16 protein-coding genes and 4 pseudogenes are annotated in these 25449 nt (G+C 45.3%); 3 read left to right on the top strand and 17 right to left on the bottom strand.

Translation table 11 applies throughout. The features are described 5' to 3' along the window. Window positions 1-134: 134 nt before the first annotated feature. Both ACE3MQ_RS05990 and ACE3MQ_RS05985 read right to left on the bottom strand, forming a co-directional pair. Entirely contained in the window at window positions 135-1238 is a 1104-nt protein-coding gene (locus ACE3MQ_RS05990; protein ID WP_379391604.1) for a sensor histidine kinase, read from the bottom strand. After that, window positions 1229-1948, bottom strand: a complete 720-nt coding sequence (locus tag ACE3MQ_RS05985) for a response regulator transcription factor (protein WP_379391602.1) — start codon at window positions 1946-1948, stop codon at window positions 1229-1231. The genes ACE3MQ_RS05990 and ACE3MQ_RS05985 overlap by 10 nt, the downstream gene beginning before the upstream one ends. A gap of 182 nt (window positions 1949-2130) precedes the next feature. Between ACE3MQ_RS05985 and ACE3MQ_RS05980 the strand changes: the two are divergent. From ACE3MQ_RS05980 to ACE3MQ_RS05970, 3 genes and pseudogenes are all read left to right on the top strand, one after another. Further along, a pseudogene (locus tag ACE3MQ_RS05980) lies at window positions 2131-2817 on the top strand (ATP-binding cassette domain-containing protein); the annotation flags it as partial. Between the two features lie 37 nt (window positions 2818-2854). Further along, window positions 2855-3559 (top strand): ABC transporter permease, encoded by a 705-nt coding sequence (locus ACE3MQ_RS05975; protein ID WP_379391600.1) that lies wholly within the window; start codon window positions 2855-2857, stop codon window positions 3557-3559. A gap of 33 nt (window positions 3560-3592) precedes the next feature. Beyond that, a complete protein-coding gene (locus ACE3MQ_RS05970) occupies window positions 3593-4456 on the top strand; it encodes a DUF4097 family beta strand repeat-containing protein (protein ID WP_379391598.1) in 864 nt (287 codons plus the stop codon). 326 nt (window positions 4457-4782) lie between these two features. Here ACE3MQ_RS05970 and ACE3MQ_RS05965 read toward each other — a convergent pair whose 3' ends face one another. From ACE3MQ_RS05965 to ACE3MQ_RS05895, 15 genes and pseudogenes are all read right to left on the bottom strand, one after another. After that, window positions 4783-5430 carry a FusB/FusC family EF-G-binding protein gene (locus ACE3MQ_RS05965; RefSeq protein ID WP_379391596.1) on the bottom strand — a complete coding sequence of 216 codons (648 nt, stop codon included), beginning with the start codon at window positions 5428-5430 and terminating at the stop codon, window positions 4783-4785. A 398-nt stretch (window positions 5431-5828) separates the two neighbouring features. Continuing rightward, window positions 5829-6902 (bottom strand): glycoside hydrolase family 11 protein, encoded by a 1074-nt coding sequence (locus ACE3MQ_RS05960; protein ID WP_379391594.1) that lies wholly within the window; start codon window positions 6900-6902, stop codon window positions 5829-5831. A gap of 381 nt (window positions 6903-7283) precedes the next feature. Next, window positions 7284-8198 (bottom strand): annotated as a pseudogene (locus ACE3MQ_RS05955) (polysaccharide deacetylase family protein); the annotation flags it as partial. Between the two features lie 381 nt (window positions 8199-8579). Beyond that, complete coding sequence (locus ACE3MQ_RS05950; protein WP_379391592.1) at window positions 8580-13436, bottom strand: polysaccharide lyase family 8 super-sandwich domain-containing protein; 4857 nt, start codon at window positions 13434-13436, stop codon at window positions 8580-8582. 120 nt (window positions 13437-13556) lie between these two features. Further along, window positions 13557-17753 carry a polysaccharide lyase family 8 super-sandwich domain-containing protein gene (locus ACE3MQ_RS05945; RefSeq protein ID WP_379391590.1) on the bottom strand — a complete coding sequence of 1399 codons (4197 nt, stop codon included), beginning with the start codon at window positions 17751-17753 and terminating at the stop codon, window positions 13557-13559. Window positions 17754-17999: 246 nt separating this feature from the next. Further along, complete coding sequence (locus tag ACE3MQ_RS05940; RefSeq protein ID WP_379391588.1) at window positions 18000-18494, bottom strand: GNAT family N-acetyltransferase; 495 nt, start codon at window positions 18492-18494, stop codon at window positions 18000-18002. A gap of 31 nt (window positions 18495-18525) precedes the next feature. Then, a pseudogene (locus ACE3MQ_RS05935) lies at window positions 18526-19125 on the bottom strand (MSMEG_1061 family FMN-dependent PPOX-type flavoprotein). A 156-nt stretch (window positions 19126-19281) separates the two neighbouring features. Beyond that, window positions 19282-19731: a hypothetical protein gene (locus tag ACE3MQ_RS05930; RefSeq protein WP_379391586.1), complete on the bottom strand. Its 450-nt coding sequence runs from the start codon at window positions 19729-19731 to the stop codon at window positions 19282-19284. Between the two features lie 29 nt (window positions 19732-19760). Next, window positions 19761-20195: a hypothetical protein gene (locus ACE3MQ_RS05925; RefSeq protein WP_379391584.1), complete on the bottom strand. Its 435-nt coding sequence runs from the start codon at window positions 20193-20195 to the stop codon at window positions 19761-19763. Between the two features lie 890 nt (window positions 20196-21085). Beyond that, window positions 21086-22153, bottom strand: coding sequence for a polysaccharide deacetylase family protein (locus ACE3MQ_RS05920; RefSeq protein WP_379391582.1), 1068 nt, complete (start codon window positions 22151-22153; stop codon window positions 21086-21088). A 286-nt stretch (window positions 22154-22439) separates the two neighbouring features. After that, window positions 22440-22793: pseudogene (locus tag ACE3MQ_RS05915) on the bottom strand (VOC family protein). A 171-nt stretch (window positions 22794-22964) separates the two neighbouring features. Further along, window positions 22965-23303 (bottom strand): NIPSNAP family protein, encoded by a 339-nt coding sequence (locus ACE3MQ_RS05910; RefSeq protein WP_379391580.1) that lies wholly within the window; start codon window positions 23301-23303, stop codon window positions 22965-22967. Between the two features lie 86 nt (window positions 23304-23389). Next, window positions 23390-23995 (bottom strand): class I SAM-dependent methyltransferase, encoded by a 606-nt coding sequence (locus ACE3MQ_RS05905; protein ID WP_379391578.1) that lies wholly within the window; start codon window positions 23993-23995, stop codon window positions 23390-23392. Window positions 23996-24069: 74 nt separating this feature from the next. After that, complete coding sequence (locus ACE3MQ_RS05900; protein ID WP_379391576.1) at window positions 24070-24507, bottom strand: DUF1801 domain-containing protein; 438 nt, start codon at window positions 24505-24507, stop codon at window positions 24070-24072. 481 nt (window positions 24508-24988) lie between these two features. Beyond that, the gene (locus ACE3MQ_RS05895) at window positions 24989-25381 is read right to left on the bottom strand and encodes a RidA family protein (protein ID WP_379391574.1); all 393 of its coding nucleotides are present in this window, start codon (window positions 25379-25381) and stop codon (window positions 24989-24991) included. Between the last annotated feature and the right edge of the window lie 68 nt (window positions 25382-25449).

Genomic DNA, 25449 nt, shown 5'->3' with positions numbered 1-25449 from the left:
TATCATTCTCTGTGTTATTATAGCTTGTGTGCAAAGGGGGAACAATGAAAAAAACGCAACGATTTATTTGGATAAATGTAAATAGCCCGAATAACTAAATTTTATTATTTTTACATCCCGCAGTTATGAGAGATTCAAGATAGCCCTTTTTTGGGCAATAGGATCGTGAACGTAGTTCCTAGCGAAGGCTCGCTCTCGACGGTGATTGTGCCATCATGGGCCTGAACAAGCTTATAGACAATGGCCATTCCTAGTCCCGTGCCATCAGAGGAAGATTCCGTGGTGGTGCCGCGGTAATATTGCTGGAATAGATTTTCTACCGTATGAGCCGGCATGCCGATGCCATTGTCCATAACGCGGATCGCTGCGTGCTCCCCATCATCCGCAATCTGTACATAGATATCTATATGCTCAGGATTATGGATAATGGAGTTCATCATTATATTTTGCAGGATACGCTGCATGTATTTTTCATCAAAATCAACGTGAATGGCAGGCGGATCCGCTTCAAAATGCAAAAGGTAGTTGGTTGCTTGCGGATTATTGCTGATATCGGCAACCACCCTTTTGGTGAACTCGACGATATCCTGGTTCGTCTTCTGTAATGGCAGCGAGCCATCAGCGCGATTGAGCTGTGTGACGAGGCTTAAATCATGAATCAATTCCTCCATATGCTTTCCTTTGCCATCCATTTCCCGGATGAAAGAAATCGCCTCTTCCTTCGACCACTCGTACTGCTCATTCAATAAGAGGGTCGAGTAGCCTTTGATATAGGTTAATGGCGTTTTCAAATCATGGGATATCCCCGCAATCCATTCCTGTTTGGCTTGTTCGATTTGGGTTCTCTCGACATCGTTCGCTTGCAATATGGTACCTAAGGATTGAAGATGCTGGAGCACCTCCTGATACAGGCGGTACCGCATGCGTAGTTTTCCTTTTCGGGTATATATTTTGGACATATTGTCAGGCTGCTTGTAGTTGTCTTGCGAGAGTTGATGAATCCAGGCCATGATGAATCCGATCGGTCCGCCAAAATACCATCCGAACAAGGCTATGCATAGCAGCGCACTGGCCCCAAAGATCCCTCCTACAATAAGTCCTTCATGATCCATACTGATAGGGATGCCAAGCAAGGGAAGAAGGCCTTCAAGCAGGATAACAATGAGTATACCCGTACCAAGAAGCCACAGAACAAGTCCTAATGCCAGATGAATGGTGAATCGAGTTTTTATTCGCATAGCAGTGCCTCATTCGGGGGGATGAACTTATAACCGATTCCCCGCAAATTCACAATGATTTTAGGTTTGCGGGTATCATCGCCGAGTTTTTTTCGTAGCTTGGCGATATGGATCGTTACCGTTTTTTCTTCCCCGAACACATCATTTCCCCATACCAATTCGTAAAGCTGAGCCGTTGTGAAAATATGATTCGGATGCTTGCAAAAGAAATGCAGCAGCTCCAGTTCCTTCGCTGTGCAATCTACGGGTTGACCCTTCACGGTTAACGTCGCCGATTCCGGATGAAATGAGAAATACCCGTAATCGTATGCCGTGTTTTGTTGATGGGCATTCTCCATGATCCTTTGCCGGCGAAGGATCGCCTTGATTCGGGCAATGACCTCCAATGGATTAAAAGGCTTTGTAATATAATCGTCTCCGCCGATTCCTAACCCCGTTAATTTGTCGAAGTCGGTAGAGCGCGCGCTAATAAAAATAATCGGTGCATTCGTATGTTTCCGGATCTCCGTACATAGTTCAAAGCCGCTAATATCCGGGAGCATAATGTCAAGCAAAATAATATCATATGACTTTTCCTTAATGCGCTGCAGCGCGCCTTTGCCTGATGATGCGGTGTCAATACGAGTGAAGTTTTCTTTTCGAAGCGTGATCTCCAATAACTTCAAAATACCAATTTCATCATCGACAGCTAATAGGTTTGCAGTTTCCATGGCTATCTTCCCTCACTTCAAACTTATCCTGTAAATTCATTTTCTATCTTACTCTATTTAAAAGGTCACGAGTTTATTTTATGTAAAATGTTACGAGCATTTTCCGCAGCGTTTACTTTGTTTTTACTTTCATTCCTTAAGCTAAGTGTAGCACGTCAATAAGAAATCGGGAGGAAATCGGAGTGGAAGCCGTCATTCAAATCCATCAAGTAAGCAAGATATTCAAAGGCACAGAAACCATTACGAATGTCAATATGAAAGTCAGCAGAGGAGAAATTTACGGGTTTTTAGGGCCGAATGGAGCCGGGAAAACAACCATCATGAAAATGATATTAAATCTGGTAAAACCGTCTTCCGGTGAAATCCAAGTATTCGATCAACTGGTTCTGCCAACGTCGGTTCAATACTTAAAAAGAATCGGCAGCATCATTGAATATCCCGTATTTTACGATCGGCTGACAGCGGAGGCCAATTTGGAATTTCATTGTAGATTCATGGGCTATCGCGATAAGTCTGCGATCAAGGAAGCGCTGAAGATCGTAGGTCTTCACGGAGTGGAGGATAAAAAAATCCATGAATTCTCGTTAGGCATGAAGCAGCGGTTAGGGATTGCTCGCGCGATTGTTACGAGACCGGAAATCCTCATTCTGGATGAACCTATCAATGGACTTGATCCGATCGGGATTAAGGAAATGCGGGAGCTTCTCTTATTTTTAAAAGAGAAATACGGAACGACCATTTTAATCTCGAGTCATATCGTATCCGAAATCGAATCGGTCGCCGATACGATAGGCATTATTCATCAGGGAGAATTATTAAAAGAAGTAAAGATGGAGGACATCCGAAGACAACATGCCGGATCGTTAGAAGAGTATTTCATCAATCTCATTCATGGAGGCAAACGATATGCTTAAACTTATACAACTGGAATGGCAAAAAAGTAGCATATCCAGTTATTTTAAAGGATTAGCTATTTGCATTGTGGCTATTTTCTCCGCCGTTGCGCTGATGGCGTTGGGCTCTCGTGGTGAAACTGAACCGATGTTTCAGGATTATACTGAGTTCATGTCTTTAACGAATATAATGATTCGCATCACTTATATCATTTTCTCGAGCGTTATTTTGTCACGTTTAGTTATTGATGAATACAAAAGCAACATGATCCAAGTGTTATTTACCTACCCATTGCAGCGAAAAAAGATCATTCAAGCCAAATTATCTATCGTGTTTGGATTTTGTTTTTTCAGCATCATCATAACGACGTTCATGATCAATCTGTTAACGTACTTCTTGAATCCGATGATAGGTTTATTTGAGGCATCGGTTCACATAGGTGAAATGATGGCTGCCGTTCCGTCAACACTGCTAAACGCATTTATGACCGCCGGAATCAGCCTGATTCCTTTATCTTTTGGCATGAAAAAAAAATCGACGGCTTCCACGATTACTTCGGCTGTCATCATTGGATTTGTGATTAACGCAACGGTGTCTGACGGGGGAAGCTCGACTAGCTTGTTCCAATTCATTGCCATCCCGATTGCACTCTGTCTGCTTGGCCTTATCCTTGGGTATCTTTCTTTCTATAAAGTGGATCGAAGCGATGTGGCCTAGGATTTACGCAGAACATGAATGGAGGAACATAGCTTGAAAAAAATCATAACCGCTTCGCTTGTCTTGATAGCCGTCAGCGGGTTGGCGATGGGCTGCCAAGGCATAGGGAAACAAAGCTATAGCCATGAAACATCCTTTGAGGCCAACCGCCTCGAAGAAATTGAAATTCACAATGAATCTTGGGATATTGAGTTCAAGCATACGGATTCCCCGAACATAACTATCGCCTGCGAAGGAAAGCGGCAGGAGAACAAGAGCGACCCTGTAACGATTACTCCTGACGGAAATAAGATCGTCGTTACCCAGCAAGACCAGGGCGGCATGGGAGGCATCACTTTTGGCAAAAAAGGTACTATTTATATATCCATTCCCGACCATGAAGTCGATACGATTACATTGAATAATGACGCTGGTGATATCAAAATGAAAAATGTAGCGGTTCAAAATATTCTCATTACCAATGATTCGGGCTCTCAAAACATCGAAGGACTGTCAGCTGACAAGGGTGAGTTCACATCCAAAGACGGGGAGTTCATATTGAAAGATAGCTCGCTAAACGAATTAACAGTAAAGTTCAGTAGTGGTGACAGCTATATTACAGGCGTGACAAGCTCGGAGATGACAATTACTTCAATAGATGGGGAAGTATCGGTCAAGGGCACCGAAGAAGGAAAGTTATTACGCGTAGAAACAAAATCCGGTGATATCGCCGTGTCTTATAAAGCCCCCCCTGCTTCACTAAAGCTTACCGCGAGCAGTGACTCATTGGATATAAACGTTGGTTTAGATGGCTTGACAGAACAACAGAGCACGGAAAAATCAATGGAGGGAACGATCGGGGATGCAGCCAATACATTAGAGCTTATCAGCCATGCTGGAACGATAACAGTAAAATAGTTGATTTACAAGTTTAATGATGCGAAGACTTCTTCGCGTAAACCTCCAATGCACGCTTTACGATTTTTTCATGGATCCCGCTCATTTTATATATTCGTTCTGCCCACTCATCTATACTTTTCAGTTGATTTTCAACATCCCTACCTTCCTTTTAACTAAGGAAGCTACTGAACTTCCTCCATACTTGCATGACATCTTGAGAAGCGCATGTTCCTTCCTCCTTCATCACCTTCTATCATGTGCCACCAAGAATCCCCGTCCAGTCTATCGAACGGAGCATAATACAAAGTAGGCTACCTTTAAGGGCAGCCTACTTCTAGTTGCGTTTATTTGCTGACTGAGAGAATGAACTTCTCCAGGGATCCTGTATCGGTAATACTGTGATTACATCCTTGGCTCTCCAGACACACGTATTGACTAATGGCAGAAAAATTATCCGGCGAAGCGATGGCAGGCTTGGTCTTGACCGAGAAAGATGCAAGCTCTTGATGCCGATTGCAGAACAGGCAATAGCCTTTCTTGTTGATCGGCGTAATTCTTCCCTCGATCCCCATGAACCTTCCTTCGAACGGATATACAATAAATAACTTGTTAGTGGCAATATCGATCCAACTTAAATACGTTACATATCGAAGGTCGATTGATCGTAGATCCGGTATTTTTAATTTCTTATTTTTAGGAAATAGCTTCTGAATCTGTTTCAGCGAAATCGTCGGAAAAGGCTCTAGGTATGGTTCTAATGAGCTAAGATATCGCTGGAAATCCTCTGCCTTTTCGAAGGTCGATATTTGTCCCAGCATCTGCTTTTGATCCTCTGTCAGAAAAGGAAATGCTTCAATAATGTTCGTTACAGCACGATGCCTTACGGTTTCCAAAACGCTCCGATCCGCGACAGCTCGCAATGTTTTCAGAAGGAATTCCGCTTGTTTCTTAATCACGTTATACTGGTGGTTTCTAATAAATGGTGTATTCATAGCTCTTCAGCCCCTTATTTTTTTGAAAGATAATAAGGTGCAAAGCCTGTTATTAGAAACGATAAAGTTAAGTTTGGGCGATCGAATTTATCCTATCGCACCCCACGCAAAGTATCGCCCCAGATCAGGCTTTGCATGAGGACTTCCTAGCTAATGAGCAATTCAGCATTGCCATCGGTATAACCCCCAATCACATTCTATACGCAAAGTATATCAGCAAGTTCTCGAAGGCGCAATTTGCTTCGGTCGAGGGGAACCCCATCCATTTCAATCGCATACGCTGAGGGACGGACATTCAACAGCTGTCACTCATGCCGAGGATACCCAAAAATCCCGGCGAGGAAGTCCGCCGGGATTTTGTTAAGAAATCAAAATTCAATTAACCGCTTCGGGGGTTTTTAATGGATCTCCAAATAATCAATGTAAGCATCCCATGTCCCGTTATCGGCTGTTACAACGAGCTCAATCTCTTGATTTCCGGTTCCGTGGCTGACATTGTTCAGGGTATAGACCGCAGGACTGCTCCCGCCGAAGTAGAACGTCCCCTTCGTCTGTCCGCCGATTTTTAAGTCGACTCTGGCCATGTTGGAATTATTCGAAGCACCACGGAGTGAAAAGTTATGGGTGCCGGTCGTGAAATTTTGCGTGAACTTCACGGAGTCATTGTTAGCGTATAAAGCGACTCCGTTGAACGGCGAGCTGATATTCCCGGTGTATTGGCCGCTTTTGGTCATACTTTCGGCTTCCACTTTTGTACCTGTGCCCGTAGGAGGAGGTGTGGTACCCCCACCGCCGATAGTAAGTGTATTACTATATACATTAGCGCTTCCACTGCTTTGATAACCCTCTACCGTAAGCGCAACTTCATACATCTTGCCCATGGTCATCCCTAGCTTTTCCCACGCCTTAAAGTGTTCACTTACAGATATAGTTCCGCTCGTGCGTTTCGACGTCCGAACACTCCAATACTGTTTAAAAGTTGCAGTGCCTTTAATGGACGGTTGGTTGACCCTGGTGGTCTCATAGATGTCATAAGTCCCCCCGTCAACGCTAATGGTGCCCTTTGGCGAAGACCCTGGCGGACGCCAGCTGCCCCAGCTATCGACGATGTAAAATTCTACGAGTGGATCAACCGTCCAACCATAGACCGTTAAATACGAATTGCCGTTCGGCTGGTAGGTGGCGCCGTAGGTTATGGATATGTTTCCGATCTGCTGGTGTGTCTGCGTCTCGTTGAATTTCTTGCCTTTACGGAATAAAATATTGTTGATATTGCTCCACTCGGCACTAAACGTACCGCCGCTACCGAGAATCATCGTTCCGTTTCCGCTATCCTTCCAGTATTCATAATCATAGCCGTCATGGGTACCGACGGAATTACTGGTGATCGTTTGTGCATGGACTACTCCAGGCAATGTAAGCGTAAAACAAAGTAAAAATGCGACAAATAACCTCATTCTTTTTTGTTTCATTGTACATTCCTCCTTTTAAATTAAATTGCATATAGTTTTACAATAATGCTGTGCAGCCCATAGCAGGCCGCCGCTCCCAAAACATCACTTCCTTCCAATATTGTAATTGAAAGCGTTTGCAAATATTATTTTATCAAAGGACTCCTTAAGATTTCTTGTGATAAACTAAAGTTTATATCGTCAAAAGTTTAGTTTTTTTTTGAGGTTGGAAACAGAATAGCCTAATTCAAGCTATTCTTAATTCCACTTTCGGGTCAAATCAATGAAACCCCCATTGACAATATTCTGTTTAATTAGCTAGGGTATGCCGGGAATCCACACAAAAATCCCGGCGAGGAAGTCCCGCCGGGATTTTGTTAAGACGATCAAAATTCAAAATAAGTAAAAGGTTCTTTTCGCCTGTCCGCCGATTTTTAAGCCGACTCTGGCCATGTTGGAGTTATTCTAAGCACCCGGAGCAAAAATTATGGGTGCCGCTCGCGAAATGCTGCGTGTATTTCACCGAATCATTGTTGGCATATAAAGCAACTCCGTTGAACGGCGAGCTGATATTCCCGTTGTACTTTCGGCTTCTACTTTCGTACCTGTGCTTGGAGGTGGAGTTGTACCGTCCTCAGGCGCAACCGCCCGGCCGTTGATCGGTGAAATCATGCCGGAGCAAAGGCCGCGGCTCTTGAGATCCTCCGCGATCAGCGGAATCGCTTCGAGCGTAGTCTGGGGATGGTCATGCATCAGGATCACGTCACCGTTTTGCAGCATGCCTGCAGCGGCTACGATCTGGGCGGTGGTGGTGGCGCTGTTCCAGTCCTGGGAGTCAACATCCCACAGTACTTCGGTAAGACCGTTTGCGCTCAGAATGGATTTCAAAGTCGCATTGGTCGCACCGTACGGCGGGCGGAACAGCATCGGTGCGGTTCCGGTAGCCGACTGGATCGCCTGCTGCGTTTGTGTAATTTCCGACGACATCTGCGAGCTGCTCAATGCAGTCAAGTCCGGATGAGTATAGGAGTGGTTGCCGACCCACATGCCCGCAGCCACTTGGTCCTGCACCAGAGGCGGGTTATTCTGCGCGTTTTCTCCAAGGTTGAACATCGTTGCGCGCAAGCCGGCCTGCTCTAGCGCATTGAGCAGATTTGTCGTGTTATTGGGATTTGGGCCATCGTCGAACGTCAGGCCTACGTAACCGTTCTGACAATTGGCATCGGCAGTACTGGCTGTAGGCATCATTGGAACGGTGAATAATGTGCCGAAGAGCACCAGCACCACTGCCCCTTTTACTAGTGTTGCTTTGAACATCATAGTACCTCCTCGCAATAAAATACTAGTATAGTTGTTCACGTCACTCCAACCCGTTCAACTCTCTCTACTAGAATCGGGATTTAGCCTCATCTCCTTCCAAATTTTTAAAACCTGACATGAAATCGCTTTCAAATATTTAACTTCTGCCACTACCTTTTTCTTATGTAAGAATAGCTTTTGCCAGGTGACTATAGTATAAACGAAATAATCATAAAACAAAATAATATATTACAACTAAACCATTATACCCCAATGCACTTAGGAATCTTAAATTGCCCAATAGCTATAAAAATGCCGGTCAACGTACCTTTACGTTGACCGGCATTTATTACTCATTAGTGAAGCGCAGCGCATCAAGTTGCGTTGCATTGGGTTTCTTTATCTGGAAGACTGAGCTTGAAGCACGTTCAGCAAGACTGCTACCGCTTCTGCACGGGTTGCCTGCGCCGTTGGAGCAAAGCGATGATCGCCGCGCCCTTGAAGAAGACCTTCCTTCACGGCGGATGCGATCCAGCCTTTTGCCCAGACTGGGATTTCTCCGGTATCAGCGAACGTCAGCCCGCTGTTCGATCCCTCAGCAAGACCCAGCGCCTTGGCTGCCATTGTTGCAAGCTCCGTCCGAGTAATTGATTGATCCGCACGGAATGTATTATCTGCATAGCCGGTAATAAATCCTTGATGAACGCCTTTGGCAATATCCGATTTCGCCCACTGTGGAAGAAGGCTGGCATCTTCGAATGTGAGCTCGGTTTCTTCGCGCAAATCGAGTCCTCTTGCCAATAAAGCGGTAAACTCTGCGCGTGTGATCGGCTTATCGGGATCGAACGTTCCGTCCGCATACCCTTGAATCAAACCTTTTTGCGCCGCATCCTCAATTTTCGCTTGAGACCAGTGTCCTTGAATATCGCTGAAGACTACGGTTGTCTGATCCGCCGGTTCACCGATCCGCACGGACTTGCCAATGGCTAAGTCTTGCGCGGCAAGCTTGTGATCGACTGCCGTCATAGCATCTAAGCGGACTTCGGTGGCGCCGGTCTTTTTCACCTTAAACGTAAAACCGCTAATTTCAATATCGCCCTCTTCTCCGGCAATATTGCCCGTCATCGTATGAATGAACGTAATCTTTCCGTCCTTCACAATCGGTGAAACGGAAAATCCGTCCAATGCCGAAGCTGCTTCGGTCAATTCCAAATATTCAGGATCAAAACTCAAGTTCACTTCATAAGCGTACAAATCCCGAACGTTTTTCCCCGTCAAAGTCAGTTTAACGGTATCCCCTTCTCTCCAGCCTCCCGATTTTGCACTGAGATGGAAAGATGTCGGGCCTTCGGGGGAATTACGTTTAGGAGTATCGCTCGAACCAGCCATTTTCCTGGCGATTGATGCCAGATCGATCACGTCGATTTTACCATCGCCGTTGACATCGAGTGCTTTGATTTGCTCCCATTCTACGCTTGTCTTGTCATGGCCAAGGAGCTTGGCAAGCTGCTCAAGATCGCTAATCTTTGTTTTGTTAGCCTCGTTTGCACTTGTACCGGACGTGCTGCTTGAGCTACTGCTATTCCCTGATCCGTTATCCGGCTGCTGCGGTAGACCGGGTTCACCAGGTTCTCCCGGCTCTCCAGGTTCTTCTGCATCGGCTTTCAACTTATATACGAAGGAAGCCGACACTGCTTCGATCTCATCACCACGAGCGTCCCCAATCCGCGCCCCGGCGATATCGATACGGCTCTCCGTCGTTTGCTCGACTTTGTTCGTATCGAAAGTCAGCTTGATTAAGTCTTGATTGCCTTGGATCGGCTGGCCTTCACCGGCGAGAATGAGCCGCAGCTGCCCCGAATTGTTCCGCGTATCGAGAATGGTTACTCCTTCCTGCAACGATTCGGCAGACACGAACGTCAACAAATTCGCATCGTATTGCAGAGTCAGGTCGTGCGCATACATATCCTGCATGGCCGATTTAATTTGGTAATCGACAGTCAACGATTCGCCGCCCGTCACTTCGTTCGATCCGCTAATTTCAACCGTCGGCTGTGTAATTGAGACGACGATGCGCTGCGCATCTTCGACATTGCCCGCTTTGTCGACCGACCGGTATTCAATCGTATGGACGCCTAGCTCTTGAACGACCAGTTTGCCGTCTTTCAACGTCTTCCATTTGCCTCCGTCAATCCGGTACTCGGTCCGAAGTACGCCCCAGCCGTTAGAGTTATCTTCGGCGGAAAAGTGAAGAACGACTTCTTTATAATGCTCCTCTTCGGTCTCGCCGCTTCCCTCCATCCGAACCGTTGTTGTCGGCGCCACCATGTCTTTAAGGAGAATGTCCAGATAAGCTTGGTACTTGCCGTCTTCATTTTTGCGGCTTCGCATGTTGGCATACTTGCTTTCACCAACCTGCTGAAGCTGAAGGCTCATTGTTTTGTCCCCTTTCATCTCCGATTGTACAAATGGCGTTACATCGAATTTCTGCCACTGTTCCGGGGAAACAAACACGATTTCATCTATTTTTTGATTCGTTTCAGGCCGATTGTTGTAAGTTAATGTCTCTTCCTTCCAACTGTCGTCCTGTATCGCGAACACGCCGATGTTGGATGTACCGCCGCTATTGTTATGATTGGTTTGTCCGAATATATGCAACGTTGCCCGTTCAATATCCTGTTCAACCTGGGAAAGGTCAAACTTTAGAAAGACGCTGCGGTTTCCGTCTTTAATAATTTCAAGATAGTTTTTGGTCCCGTTATTATCGCTTGGTTTTCCCCCGTTCACGAACGTGTCTTCCGATACGTTAATGCGCACTTTGGCCGCGTCGTCAGGCTCAAGCGCGCCTTCTTCGGGAAGCTCCGTCTCCGAGTCGGGATCAACTTTCAGCTTAATGACATGGCTGCGGCCTTTCGTTCCTCCCGTCGCAATCTCCAGTTGAACTGAAGGAGCCGTCTGTAATACGGTCACGGTCGGATCCTTAGCCAATTCCTCAAGGGCAGCTGCGGCGATTTCCACCTTTACCTTGGATTGCGTCTGTGTTGGGTCGGACACGGATACGGTCAATTCATCGCCTTGCTCCTTCACCATCACGGAAGCAGGCTGATAGGCGCGCACGCGTCCCAATTCTCCCGGCTGCCAGAAGTTGATGCCTGTCAGGCCAAGCTTCGTTTCTTCCACCGCCTGCATTTCTGCCGTATTGCTCAAGACGCGAATATCCGGAGTTTCGCTATACGCTTTCGTTGCGTTCGTCGACAACGTCGGCAGCAGCACATAGGAATACGCGGCATCCGTCGGCTTCGTGCCATGCTCCACCGCGAGACTGACATAGTTTCGCGTAATCGGATCGTCCGGGCCCGAGACGTTAATTTCCTTCCAGGAACCGGTTCTCGATTCGCGTAAGGCTCGAATATCCGTACTCTCCGGGAAGTAGTAGCCGATATCGGCTCCGTCCGCCGTGCCCGCAAGGTGCGCCCAGTTTACTCCTTTCAGTTCATTTGACCAACCCAGCTCGCTTGGCATCGCCTGACCGTTTACGGTCAGTTGATTGGAGCCAGCCGCATTGATCATCCGATTTTCCACAATCGTTTCAACCTGTTGTCCGTCCTTCCGTTCGTCGGGCGTCGTGATGCCCGCTCCCAGCGCGACGATCTCATTGTCGAACATAAACCACGACTTCTTGCCGGTCAATTTGCTTCCGGGCGGAGCCAGATCCATCCCGGCAATACCGTAAAGGCTGTCCATCGACGAGCCGCCGACCCATGTTTTCCCCGTCGTTTTGATCATCGGTCGCTCCACGCCGTCGGACGTCGTGCCCGGCATCCGGTGGGAATCGACCGTTGGCCAGAACGCATCGCGGAATTGCCCCGAATCGCGATTATATAAATACGCCATTCCGTCGCCGGTATACCAGCCTCTAGTATGTTCGCCATTCATTCCTCCCTCGAAGTTGGCAATGCGAGAGGAGGACATGCTAATGCCGAGAGTGTAGCCCGGCCGCGAATGAACGATCCGATCCATCGCTGAAAATTGGCGATGCGCAATTAAGTCTCCGCGCGGTTTGATCGAAGTGTCGCTCATCAGCTTTTTAAATAAAACGATATCTCGAATTTGCATGCCTTCGTACATATTCGGCATGGTTTTATCAGAAACGACCCAATCCTTGACCATACTCTTATAATAGGCGGCTTTTTCCGGGGGAGCATATTGCGCCAAGCGCAGGATCGTCCATACCGCCCCTCGAGTGTTGTTATTGTAACGGGAGACCGCTCTGCCGCTGACCATCTCCATAATGTGACCGCTATAAATGACCGGTTCGAATGAATTGGTAACCCAATCCCACACATGATCGAAATTCGGATCTTCGATCGGCCACGGAGAGCCGCTCAAGACGGTCAGCAATTTCGAAATATCCCCAAGCAGCACGCTGCCGTAGCTGCCGGTATAAGCAATATTATTATGCTGAATGAACGAACCATCCTCATAAAAGCCGTCACCGTTGGTCACATACGGGAAGACGGAACCGATCGCATTGCGCGCTTGCACGATTTTTGCCTCGTCCTGACCGAGAACACCCCGCAGCAGAACAGCCAGCGATTTATCCAGCAGATTGGCGCCCGTCTCTTTCAGGCCTGGAGCGCCGATCAATCTTTTGGTCGGATCGGGTATAAATCGATCGATCGTACGGGTATACCCCGCAATCTGTTCCGGACTTAAATGATCGTACATCAGTGTAACGATATCGGCTAACGAGAGCGGCGAGCCGATCTCCCACTCCCACCAGTTTCCATAATTGCTTCTTGTTTCATTAAAACGATTTTCGTACATCCAATCCAGGCCTGCGATAATATCGTTCTTCAACGCCTCATTCTGATACAATGACGTGCCAGGAGTCGTGAAGGCAATCGCCATATCCTTCAAGCGGTTGTACGATAATGTGATATGGTTCGGAGCAGTCGTACTGTTATAATCCGCCCATAGATAGGTACGGTCTGCCGCTGTATTGAGCGTGTCCCATACTCCAGTTCTGTTCTCGTTCGTTACCTTTTGGGCATTCGCTTCAACCGCATTGCGGATGTCCGCATCATGGAGGTCGATTTGTGCGCCGCCCGTTAAATAATTGAACCATCTCATACGCAGCGCATCGAAATCATTCGCCTGCGCCGCCGCCGCTGCCGGGGCAGCCGGAAATGACGCAATAATAAGTGAAAAGATCAGCAGAGAAAGGACGCAAAACTTGACGCTGTACTTTTTCACGATGAAATAACACCCCTTCCAACAATTTGCGAGAGGGACCGAAAGTCAGTCCCCTTCGCTAATACAAACAGTCACTAAAAAATCGATCAGATTTATTTCGTTGACAAAAACACCATTTTCTTACTCAGCGAACATGAATTCGGCAAACCATTTCAAATCGTCCGCATCGATGATGCCGTTGCCGTTGATGTCGGCAGCCATGACCGCATCCCAATCAGGGCTTTCGGCCGTCTTGCCGAAATGAGCGGCGGCAATGGCCAAATCGCCAACCCCAACCTTGCCGTCCCCGTTCAAATCGCCGACGGTATTTGTAAGCGTAATGTTAATGACACAGGTTGCGGCAAATGCGCCGTCCTCGGTCGTTACGGTCACTTGAACGCGGCCCGGTTTCAAAGCGGTTACCATCGCTTGGAGCCCGTCCGCCTTCACCTCTGCGATATCGCTGCGATCGATGGTCCACACTACATTGGCGTTCGTCGCATTCTCAGGAACGATGATCGCCTCAAGATTTACGCTATCGCCAACGATGAGAGCCGCTTGCTCTTTGTTTAATTGGACGCCCGTAACCGATACGGCTGGCTTCAACGTTATTTCCAAATACGATTTGTAAATCCCGCCTTCGTTTTCCTTACTTCTTACTTCCACCGTCAAATCGGTTTCGCCCTGGAGTGCGATGCTCACTTGCTTATCTTCGGCCATTCGCGCTTTGGCATAGGCGGTAATGTCAAATTGGCGCCATTGATTCTCGCTGTCAAACGATACTTTATCGATCAATTTTCCAACTTGAGGCATGTTATTCCAGGTGATTGTGTTCTCTTTCCAAAGATTGCTCTCTACCTCATAGACCCCTGTCGTCTCAGTCACTCCGCGACTATCGTTCTTTCTACCAAAAACAATCAGCTTCACCGACTCAATTTCTCCGGAAAGCTCACTCAGGTCGTATTTCAAGAACGTTTTGCGCAAGTAGTCGTTCACGCCGTTTTTCACATTGAGATAGCCGACGCCGCCGAAGTTTTGTCCCGCTTTACTTCCGGCATTCACATAAGCGTCTTCGGAAACATATACGACGACTTTCTCATCTTGGCCCGGTTCCGTAGCAGGATCGTCCAATTCCGGCGTTTGGCTTGGATCGTATTGGAATTGAATCGTATGGCTTCTGCCTATCGCGCCCTTCGTGTCAATTTCCAATTTGAGATAAGGTGATGTTTGAACCACGGTAACGGAAGGATCCTTCGTGATTTCCTTCAATACGACTTTGCCGAGCTCTACCGTAACTTTATCTTGCTTCTGCGTCGGGTCGGAAACGGCGATAGTCAATTGATCGCCCTGTTCCTTGACCATAATCGAAGAAGGTTGATACGCTCGTACAAATTCCGAACGATCTGCTTCCCAGAAGTTGAATGCCGTAATGCCAAGCTTCTTTTCTTGGACGGCATGAACTTTGTTCGTCTGGCTCAATATTTGAATATCGGGTTGCTGGCTGTATTGCTCAGTCGCTGCCGTATCCTTGTTCGGCAATAGGACGTAAGCGTAGGAGCCATTCTGCGGTGCCGTACCATGATCGAACGCCAAGCTTAGGTAGTTTCTCGTCATCGGATCGGACGAGCCGCCGTTATTGATCTCTCTCCAAGAGCCCGTTCTCGCTTCGCGTTTCCCCGTGATATTTGCTTTGTCCGGGAAATAATACCCGATATCGGAACCGGCAACATTGCCCTCCAAGTGGGCCCAACCGATCCCTTTCATCGGCTCCTCCCATCCGAGTGCGTCGGATTTCACCTGACCGTCCACCGTAAGCTCATTCGTGCCGCTGTCTGTCAATTGGCGGTTTTCCACGATCGTTTCTACTTTACGGTTGTCCGTACTTGCAATGTTCGAGCCTAACGCCACAATCTCATCGTCGAACATAAACCACGATTTTTTACCCTGCAGTTTGCTGCCCGTGCTTTTTTCAAGCGAAAAATTCATCCCTGTCGCGCCATACTGTTCGTCGAGCGCCGAACCGCCGACCCAGGTTTTCGAATTGTAATAAGCAGCCCAATCTTTCGGAGCCGGTGCATAGCCGTCCGTTGTCGTTCCCGGCAAGCGGTACATATCCACCGTCGGCCAATATTGATTGCTGTATTGAGACAAGTCGTTATTATATAAGGCAGTCATACCGATTCCGGTGTACCAGCCTTTTTTGTTCTCGTTATTGCCGAATTCAAAAGCCGAGATCCGGTCGGAGAACATGCTGAGCCCGAAGCCAAACCCTGGACGCAAATGAACGACCCGATCCATTGCGGCGAAATTCTGATGCTTCACCAGTTCCCCGCGCGGCTGCACCGCAGCATCGCCTACGATCGCCTTGATCAAATTCATTTCATAAATCGGCATATTTTCGTAATAGTTCGGGAATGTCGTATCGGTTAAAACCCATTCCTTAATCATGCTCTTGATCCTAGAGGATTCTACCGCAGGCGCTCCTTCGGCCAAGCGCGCTAACGTTCGAATGATCGCGCGGCCCGTCAGATGATCGGAGTCTGTCTCGCGGGAAATGCTGCGGCCTTTCACCATATCCATCATTGCGCCTTTATAGATCAAGGCCTCGAATGAATCGTCCACCCATCGGTACACATTGTTCGCATTCGGATCGTCCAGCTCCCACGGCGACGAATTGAACAAATACATTAAATCGGCCATACGTCCGACCAATACGCCGCCATATGCCCCGGTATAAGCAATATTGGAATGCTGGATTAGAGAGCCGTCTTCATAAATTCCGTCGCCGCTCTTCGCGTATTGGAATTCCCCGGACATCACATTCCGGCCTTGTTCGATCTTGGCACCGTGCTTGCCGACGGCACCGCGCAGCACAACAACTAGCGCTTTATCAAGCAGGTTTGCGCCGGTTTCCGTGACGCTCGCGTTCTGCACCCTTTTCGTCGGATCGGGAACGAATCGGTCAATGACGCTTAAGTATTGATCCCTTTGTTCTGCCGGCATATCTTCGTACATCAATACGAGAATATCCATGAAAGCTTGCGGCGTTCCAATTTCCCAATCCCACCAGTTCGGGACGCTATTCTTGCTGTGGTTGTATTGGTAGGTATGCATCCATTCCAAAGCCCTTAGGATATCATTCCGTAATTCCTCATTTTGGAACACAGCAGTACCTGCGGTCGAATAGGAAAGCGCCATATCCTTGATCATGCCGTAAGCTTTCGTGATTCGAGCCGAATCGGTGTTATTCTTGTCGATCACATCATCCCATAGCGCATTCGCATCCGGCGTTTTGTTCATCCGGTTCCAAATCCCTGTACCTTCGGCATTGGACACTTTATCTGTTAGCAACTGAATATAAGCGGCAACATCCGGATCGGACGCATCCATGGAAGATCCGCCGATGAGTTTGTCATACCATTTCAGTCTTAGCTCATCATAACCGGTCAGTGTTGCGGCAGACTCCACCGTTACATAGGATTGGGCGCTAACGAGACCGTCCGGTGTCGACACGGTTATGGCAGCGCTTCCATAATTGAGAGCCGTCACCGTCCCGTCTTCTACCGATGCAATCGTTGAATCGGAAGAACTCCACAGGACGGGTTGATCCGACGCGTCTTCTGGCGTGAATATTGGCGTTAGTACCGCACTTTGGCCTTTTTCTAAGGAGATCATTTTCGGCTCCAGTGACAGACCGGTTACGCCTTTGCGCGGTTTCAGCGTCACATCGTCAAACCAAGCAGTTCCCGCCCCCGTTTCGAAAAACGGTTCGATTCGGACATATTTCGCTTCGGCCGGAGCTGACAGCACCGCTTCTTTCAGCGTCCAATTGTTGGTTCCGTCCAACTTAGCGGTCGAAGGGCCGTCCCCGACTTTTTCGTTCTTCGTGCTGCCGTCCAGACCTGCAATGCTTTTATAAAAATTCTTTCTCACAAATACACCGCCGCTCGATACGACATCAGCCGTTTTTATCCGGGCGCTGAATTCATATGTAATTCCGCCGGCAATCGGCACATCCAGGCTAAGACCTGTCCGGTCATCAGCGCTCAGATGCTCGATCTGTACCGAGTAAGCTCCGGAATAATATACGGCATCGGTAGCAGACACCCTTCCATGTCCCTTGGCCAGCCACGCGCCCCACCCTTGCGGTTGAATTCCGTCTGCCCAGGATGCGTTCCCCGTAAAGACGACATTTTCAAATCCCCCGTTAGGAACAAGATTGTCTCCCGTATCGCTCGCTTTCGCCGTATTCGTCGACCAAGTCGGAAACACCGGCAGCAAATTCAACGTCATACAAAAAACCAAAACCACTGATATTCTTTTGTACAGCGCTTTCAAAAAAATTCCTCCTCCCAGCTGTTGAAATCGTTTTCCAGATTCCGTTCTATGATAAATCAGAGGGAGGAGGTTGGAGCAGGGTCAATTTTTGCCTTCCGGTGAATAATTTTGACTTCTATGTGGAAATGCTAGAAGGGAGCTTTGATTATAGAGTTTGTATCGACTGTTTTGTGGATTCATTTCAATAAAATAGCAAGCCCATGTCGATCACATGAGCTTGCTGCTTAAAGAAAATTATTTATCAAACTATTCAATCGAGAAATTCATGGCTACAAAATCTATTTCTTGATCCGCAACCTTGCTCTTGAATGTTTGACCTTTCATAAATCCAACACGTTCATAGACCTTAATTGCTCGTTCATTAAATTTGGCAACAACCAGTCGAACATCTAACGTATTATATTGCTCTTTAATAAATTCAAGACAACTTGTTAAAAAATAAATTCCTATTCCCTTACCAGTTAATTCTGGGTTTAGCCCTAATCCCAGATCTATATATTTATCACTATGATATATGCCAATTTTATATCCTCCTGGAACACGAGCCGAGTTTCCTGTACAAATGAATCCAATCAATTCATTTTCTTCATTCAGGACATAGAAGTAATCACCATTCATTAATTCTAATATGCTTTCCCTACTACCATCCATACTATATAGCGAGTATGGATCTCCATACTTCCATTTTGCAATTAAAGAGGCATATTGTTTGGTCATTGAAAAATATTGAAACGATAACATTTTAAAGCGCCTACTCCTTCACTCATATTCTTTAATATAATCTCTTCTCGTAACTTTCTTGCAGCCCTTTCCTAATTACTTCTTCGGTATATTCAGATGACTTAACATGATCCGATAATATTGATGGGATGGAGGGCAGAGTATTAGAATCCATCCATGATTGGCTATTCCAAACCCTAGAACGCTTAAAAGCTTTTTAGTACAATGAATGAAGCATTCCTCAACTTCTACCCCTATTCCTAATAACGGTTTTTTATCTTTAGCTTCCATCTGTTCTAGAATCTTTTCATCTTTAATTACAAATGCTTTGCCATTAATCCTAAGCGTTTCTTCTAGTCCAGGGTTTATAAATATCATGCCTACTCTTGAATTCAATAATATATTTCTTAATGAATCTATCCTTCGGTTACCTGGCCTCTCTGGAACAACTAAATGCTTATCGTCCAAAACTAAAACTGACCCAGGTGCATCCCCTCGCGGAGACACATCACAATACCCTTGATCATCTGAGGTAGATAAAAATAATAATGGGGAAATGTATTGTTTTCTTCTTAACAAGCTCACTTGGATAACCCAGAAGATCTCTAATCTCTTCTTCAGATGACAATATTTCTTTAAAAGGATTCTTCATATAGTCCTCTATTCTTTTTGTACTGTTTGTTTAAAATATCTTTGCACCGGTTTCTTATAACGTATTGGTTCGAAAATACAACTTACCAAATTTTATAATTAGCGTGTTTAATGGGAATATATTAAATAATTCAGCGAGAAAAAAAGAATGAAACTATTAAGTTAATTGCTTTTTTATTTTATTTAGCTCTTCTTCTATCCCTTCATTACCATTGATCCTCAGATATATCATGAGAACATTCCTCATCTCATAAAATTGAGGTGAATATTCAGTATCAATTAATGCAGTTTGTTTTTCTATCTCTTTCCTTCCGAGGAGTTGATCTTCTTCCGATTCAAAAACATAAATAAATAATTTTTCTTTCTCATCTAATTCAAATGATTTCTGAGTTTTTACTTGTTCAAGACGATACGAATTGATCATTTCGATTTCTTTGACTTCGAGATTGTATTCTTTCAATATGCTCTCTAAATCTTCAAAGCTATATAGTCTAAGATCCTGGCCATAATCAAAACAACCATTCAATAAGAATGAAGTTAATAAAATAAACACAAGTAATTTAAGGGGGTTCTTCAGAGGCTTTACCTCGCTTTTTTGTGATTTCATATATCGTTTCTGGTATTCATGCACCATCACTACTTAAGGTTTACAATTTGTTTTTCTCTTAGTATTGATAATTCGTTAATCCATTTCTCCACATGATTAACTGCCCAAGCAGCTTCTTCATAATGATTTCCTTCTTTAAACTTTATTCTTAAAAGACTAACGCCCATCTTCCCCAAATGTTCGTTCGCTTTACTTATTTCTGTTATCATATTTATTGAAATGGTATATTTCCTTCTCGGTATATACATTTCAAAATTTAATGAATCACTTGATAAAAATAAAATCCCGTTTCCTCTAATTTGTTTTATTCCCTTAGAGCTAACTCCATAGAAATTTGAAAAGTAGTCCACTAATAACTTTTCTTTTTGGCCATAACTTCTCTTCAAACTAATTAATCTATATATCAGTAACAATAAGAGTATAGCAAAACATATAATAATTATGCCTACGATTACCTGTTCCACTTTCTTGTCACACCTTTCAATTAATATTACACTAATTTCATTTAACGTTTATGTATTTGAGTATTTTGCATTCCGTAGGAGGAGGAACAGGCCGCATACCGAGCGGGCAGTCGACCTTGCCAGTAACATGAGATACCGGATTTGCTGGCCCGATTTCAATTGACCGATTATTTCCCCCTTATGCTCCGCAATTAGAAAGTAGTGCTGTGTTCCGACGCTTTCGAAATCATTTTTTAAGTGGATTATTTTCGAATTGATTTCGTCTTCAATGTCATCCAGCAGTTCACCAATGCCTTCCCTCATAAACGCATCTGTAATCACGAATCTAAAAAAACTCACATAGTTCTTTGACGTCTCTACTGCTAGATCTTCTTATCTCCACGTGCAACAATGGATTGCCACTCCTGTTAATTTAGTGAATACGACATATTTTCGCATTAAGGATCCCCTGCTTACTCTTTATTATCATTAAATATTTTTGCACCTGAAACAATGCATAATATAAATAGTAATAACAATCTTAACAATCCATTAATAGCCAAAAGTCGCCGCCATTTACAGTAGTAGGACTCAACCTATATTCATCCACAAAAGTGCCCATTTTCCAAAATAGCTTTAATGAAATAATTAGCGAAAGAAAACTTAGGGTAAATACTGTAATATATAGTATTCTTCTTTTCACTATATTGATCTTCTTGCTATCAACCTTTCAATAGGAAAATATACTACTGACAATTTTGAATTGATAGTTTTAGCAGCTCTGTCAGTATTTTCACTTTACCAAACGAATTGATATTTTTCTATTTAAAAGAAAACGGGAAATGCCCAAACAAAATCCCGGTGGGGAAGATCCCACCGGGATTTGTTGAGAGACGATCATTTACCCCGCTTTATTTGATCTCCAAATAATCGAGGAAAGCATCCCATGATCCGTTATCGGCTGTTACCACGAGCTCAACTACTTGATTTCCCGTTCCATGGCTGACATTGTTTAAGGTATAGACCGCAGGACTGCTTCCGCCATAATAGAAGGTACCCTTCGTTTGACCGCCGATTTTCAAATCGACTCTGGCCATATTGGAGTTATTCGAAGCTCCGCGGAGTGAAAAATTACTGGTGCCTTTCGTGAAATTATGTGTAAACCTTACGGAATCGTTGTTAGCGTATAAAGCAACTCCGTTGAATGGCGAGCTGATATTCCCGGCGTACTGTCCGCTTTTGGTCATGCTCTCGGCTTCTATTTTCGTACCGCTGCCTGTAGGAGGAGGGGTTGTGCCCCCGCCATCAGGCGCAACTGCCCTGCTCGGTGAGATCATGCCGGAGCAAAGGCCACGATTCTTGAGATTCTGCGCGATCTGCGGGATTGCTTGGAGCGTAGTCTGATACTGGTCATGCATCAGGATCACGTCACCGTTTTGCAGTCTGCCTGCTGCGGCTACGATTTGGGCGGTGCTCGCTCCGTTCCAGTCCTGGGAGTCAACATTCCACAGCACTTCGGTAAGACCGTTCTGGGACAAGACAGACTTCAAGGTCGCATTGGTCTCGCCGTATGGCGGACGGAATAGCTTCGGTGCAGCTCCAGTTGCCGACTGGATCGCCTGCTGTGTCCGCGTGATTTCCGAAGACATTTGCGAGCTGCTCAATGTAGTCATATGCGGATGCGTATAGGAGTGATTGCCAACCCACATGCCCGCGCTCACTTGATCCCTTACCAGAGATGGGTAGCTCTGTGCGTTTTGTCCGAGGTTGAACATCGTTGCGCGCAAGCCGGCCTGCTTTAGTGCATTAAGCAGATTTGTCGTGTTGCCGGGATTAGGACCATCGTCGAACGTCAAACCAACGTACCCATTCGGGCAGTTGGCGTCAGCGGCACTGGCGGTAGGCATCATCGGAATAGAGAACAACGAACCGAAGAGCGCGAGGGCCAATGCCCCTTTTACTAGTTTTGCTTTGAACATAAAATAGTACCTCCTCGTAATAAAATACGAGTATAGTTATTCCCCTCACTCCCAGCCGCTTCAACTCTCTCTACTAGAATAGAGATTTGGCCTCATCTCCTCCCGAAGTTCAACATCCCAAGAAAAAAGCGCTTTCAACAAAAAGATTGCTGCCGCTACCTTTTCATCATGAAAGCCGCTTTTTGCCAGGTGACTTTAGTATAAGCGATAAGAATAACAAAAATATCTTACAATTAAACCATTTTACCCCAATTATCTTAGAAATATTAAGTTCAAAGTGAAATTCCTACTTTACTGGCGTTATACATTCTACTCTGTTTCCAAATGGATCTCTGAATTCAAATCTTTCAAACCCTGGAATAGGAACTGACTCTAATAATATTTCAATTCCATTCTCTTTCAGCCGGGTCTCCATTAGCTTGATATCTTCTACTTCATAGGCGAGATGGGCTTTTGTTAATAAACGATCCACTCCTGCTTCAGTTCCAATATGTAACTGTTGATCGCCAACTTCAACCTAAAATCCACCTCTGCCAAGCAAACTTTCAGGTTTTTGTATTTCCTTCAGCTGTAAGACCCCACAATAGAACTTCCGCGCCTCTTCTTCTTGGCCCTTTGGAATTGTAATTTGTGCAACCATTTTTCTTATAATATAACCCGGATTACCCTCGATCATGTCATTCTCTGCTTCATGCTATGTACATCCGTTGGATAACCTAAATCAGTCATTAAATCAGTTACAGCTTCTAGGTCACTTGGATTATATTTACGTATCAAAACCAACTAACAATCACCTACTCTCTTAAAATGGTTATACGATCGTCTTTAATATCGTTTTGTCTCTATCTACAGTTGATGTTATAAATTCCTGTTTGATTTCTTGTTTTAGTACTACTTTAAAACGCTCTCTGCCAATCTGATCAAATCGTTCTTGGACTCTTTTTACATGTTCCTCATCCGCTTTTATCTTAGCTTCGATGTCCTCGTATTGTTCAAAAGAATCATATTCCCAGAGTGCAAAAATCTCACTCGTGTTCTGATCCACTTCAAGATGCCATCTGCCGATTAGTCTAGCTCCATACTTTAATTGAGATAGTAAAAGAATGTCGTTAAATAAAGCATTAAACTCCTCAACAAATGAAGATTCCACGATATATGTCTTTCTCCGATAGATCATTTTACACCAACCTTATTAAAATTTTTCGATGATTATATAAAACAGGCAGCGTACTTGCATTATTTTCGAACGGTACCTCGAATAAGAAACACTGAATTTATCATCATTCGCTCCAAGTTCTCGATTTCAATTCCCGCATCATGTACCATCTGCAGAATGTCCCTATTTTGATGGCAGCCGACTAACTTTACAGATAGTCCATCCAGTCGGTTCTGGAACCATGAATAGGTCGGGTTTGTACTGATACCGTGTTCAAACAACAGGATGGTCCCTCTGTCTTTTACCCACGCCTTCATTTTACTTAAAACTACTTCTGGCTTCTCGTACGCGCATAACGACAAAGTGGATACGACGGTATCGAATGAGTTCTCTGGGAAATCCAGGCTCTCTACATCAGAAACCAACAACTCGCAATCAATGCTGAATTCCAATGCCGCCTCCTTCGCTTTTTCAATCATCTTAGGGCTGAAATCGACCGCCGTCACATGAACGCCCTTGGGATAGAACGGAAAATTGTTTCCAGCCCCAACCGATACTTCCAATACCTTTCCCTCGGCATGTCTCAATAATCGGCTGCGTTCAGCAGCCATTTGGAGTTTTTTTCGTCGTCTTTCATACGATTTGGCCTGCCGATCGAAAATACGTACTCCATTTTGATTTGTCATTCAATCACCTCGCTTTATTACTACTTTCTATTTCGCATAAGGAGTTTAGTCATTTACCTCAAATGAAATGCTTGCTAAATATCCTTAGTCACTTCGATCCATTTCGACACAACTTCAATTAGTTTGCTTTTCTTATCCTCCACATCTCTTGCCGATGTAAAAGTTAAAGTGGCTCTTTCACCGGTCACCCAATCTAATAGTCCTGTATCATCTTTTAAAAGCGGACCTTTATTCGCATACTCTGTTTTCTTTGATCCACAGTGAAAAACTAGTCGAAATCCTTCTTTCCCATGAAAATTGAAAGTTATTCTATCTTTATTATTCACACAAAAACTAGGCGCGTTCCATTTAATATGCTCTGAAATTCGGTTGTTTGAATTCAAGATGATTTTTCGGACTTCTTCAATTTCCGGTTTTAATGGATGTTCAAGCTTCTCCAGAAACTCTAATACCTGCTCATGGCCCGAAGGTTTATTAGATTTATTGCGTTTATTCTTAATATTTAACTCCATGTTATCCCCCCATTTGCATCAATGAAATGACCGTAGCCCTAGATCGTTCATACCTTAGGCTGGGTCACTTGTTGTCTGTGCTTCTTCCATGATTATACATCTGACAACAAAAGGGCGATAGCCCCTCAGCGTGAATAGTGAGGCACAAGTATTAAGATAGCTTTCATGTAGATTTATGGTATTGGTAAACTAGGAGGTACTGATGATTAGATATTCGATAACAGCAGCAAAAGTACATTGGATACAGCGGTAGTGAGTTTACAGATGACATTGGATGCGGCATGACCCTTTTTACAGAGATATTCGCTTTCATCAGGTGGGTTTCTGTGTTGGTGTATATTTATCTATATAATTGCATCTTCCAACCAAGGACGTATGTCGCAGCGTGAAACTTGTGTTATAGGGTGTCGCGTCTTCTTCGAAATAGTTAGATTATTCAGCTATCGTTTCCTATAGGATCAGCCGGCCCGCGATGGCCCAGTTAATCCGTGTGTGCGACGGCACTGATTTCGATCAGTTGCTCAGGGAACGCCAAGTGTGTCACGCCGATGAGACTGCCAGCGGGCCGATGTTGTCCCACGTATTCCTTAAACAGCCGTATGCATGGCTCGGAATGCTCTTGCGCGTTTGTCAGATAGATCTCCACATACGCGAGGTTAGACCTCGTGACACCAAATCCCGCCAGCACGCGATCGAGATTCTCCAGCGTTTGCAGGGTCTGGGCCTCGATATCTCCCTCACCAACGAACGCGCCCTGCATATCATGGGAAAATTGCCCTGAAATGTAAATGGTGCCATTGACGGAGTAACCCTGAGTGACGCCGTTACCCTCTTCCCATGCAACACCGTGATTGTAGGTTTTAGTATTCGTCATTTTTTTCTCTCCTTTAGATCAAAGTAAGGTTAGTATAAAATGAAGGGAAATAAAAAAATAGTACGCAC

This window comes from Paenibacillus lentus (assembly GCF_042714055.1).
Classification (GTDB): Bacteria; Bacillota; Bacilli; order Paenibacillales; family Paenibacillaceae; genus Fontibacillus; species Fontibacillus lentus_A.
Note: the sequence above shows the minus strand (reverse complement) of the source record. Positions and strands in the feature narration are given on the sequence as shown.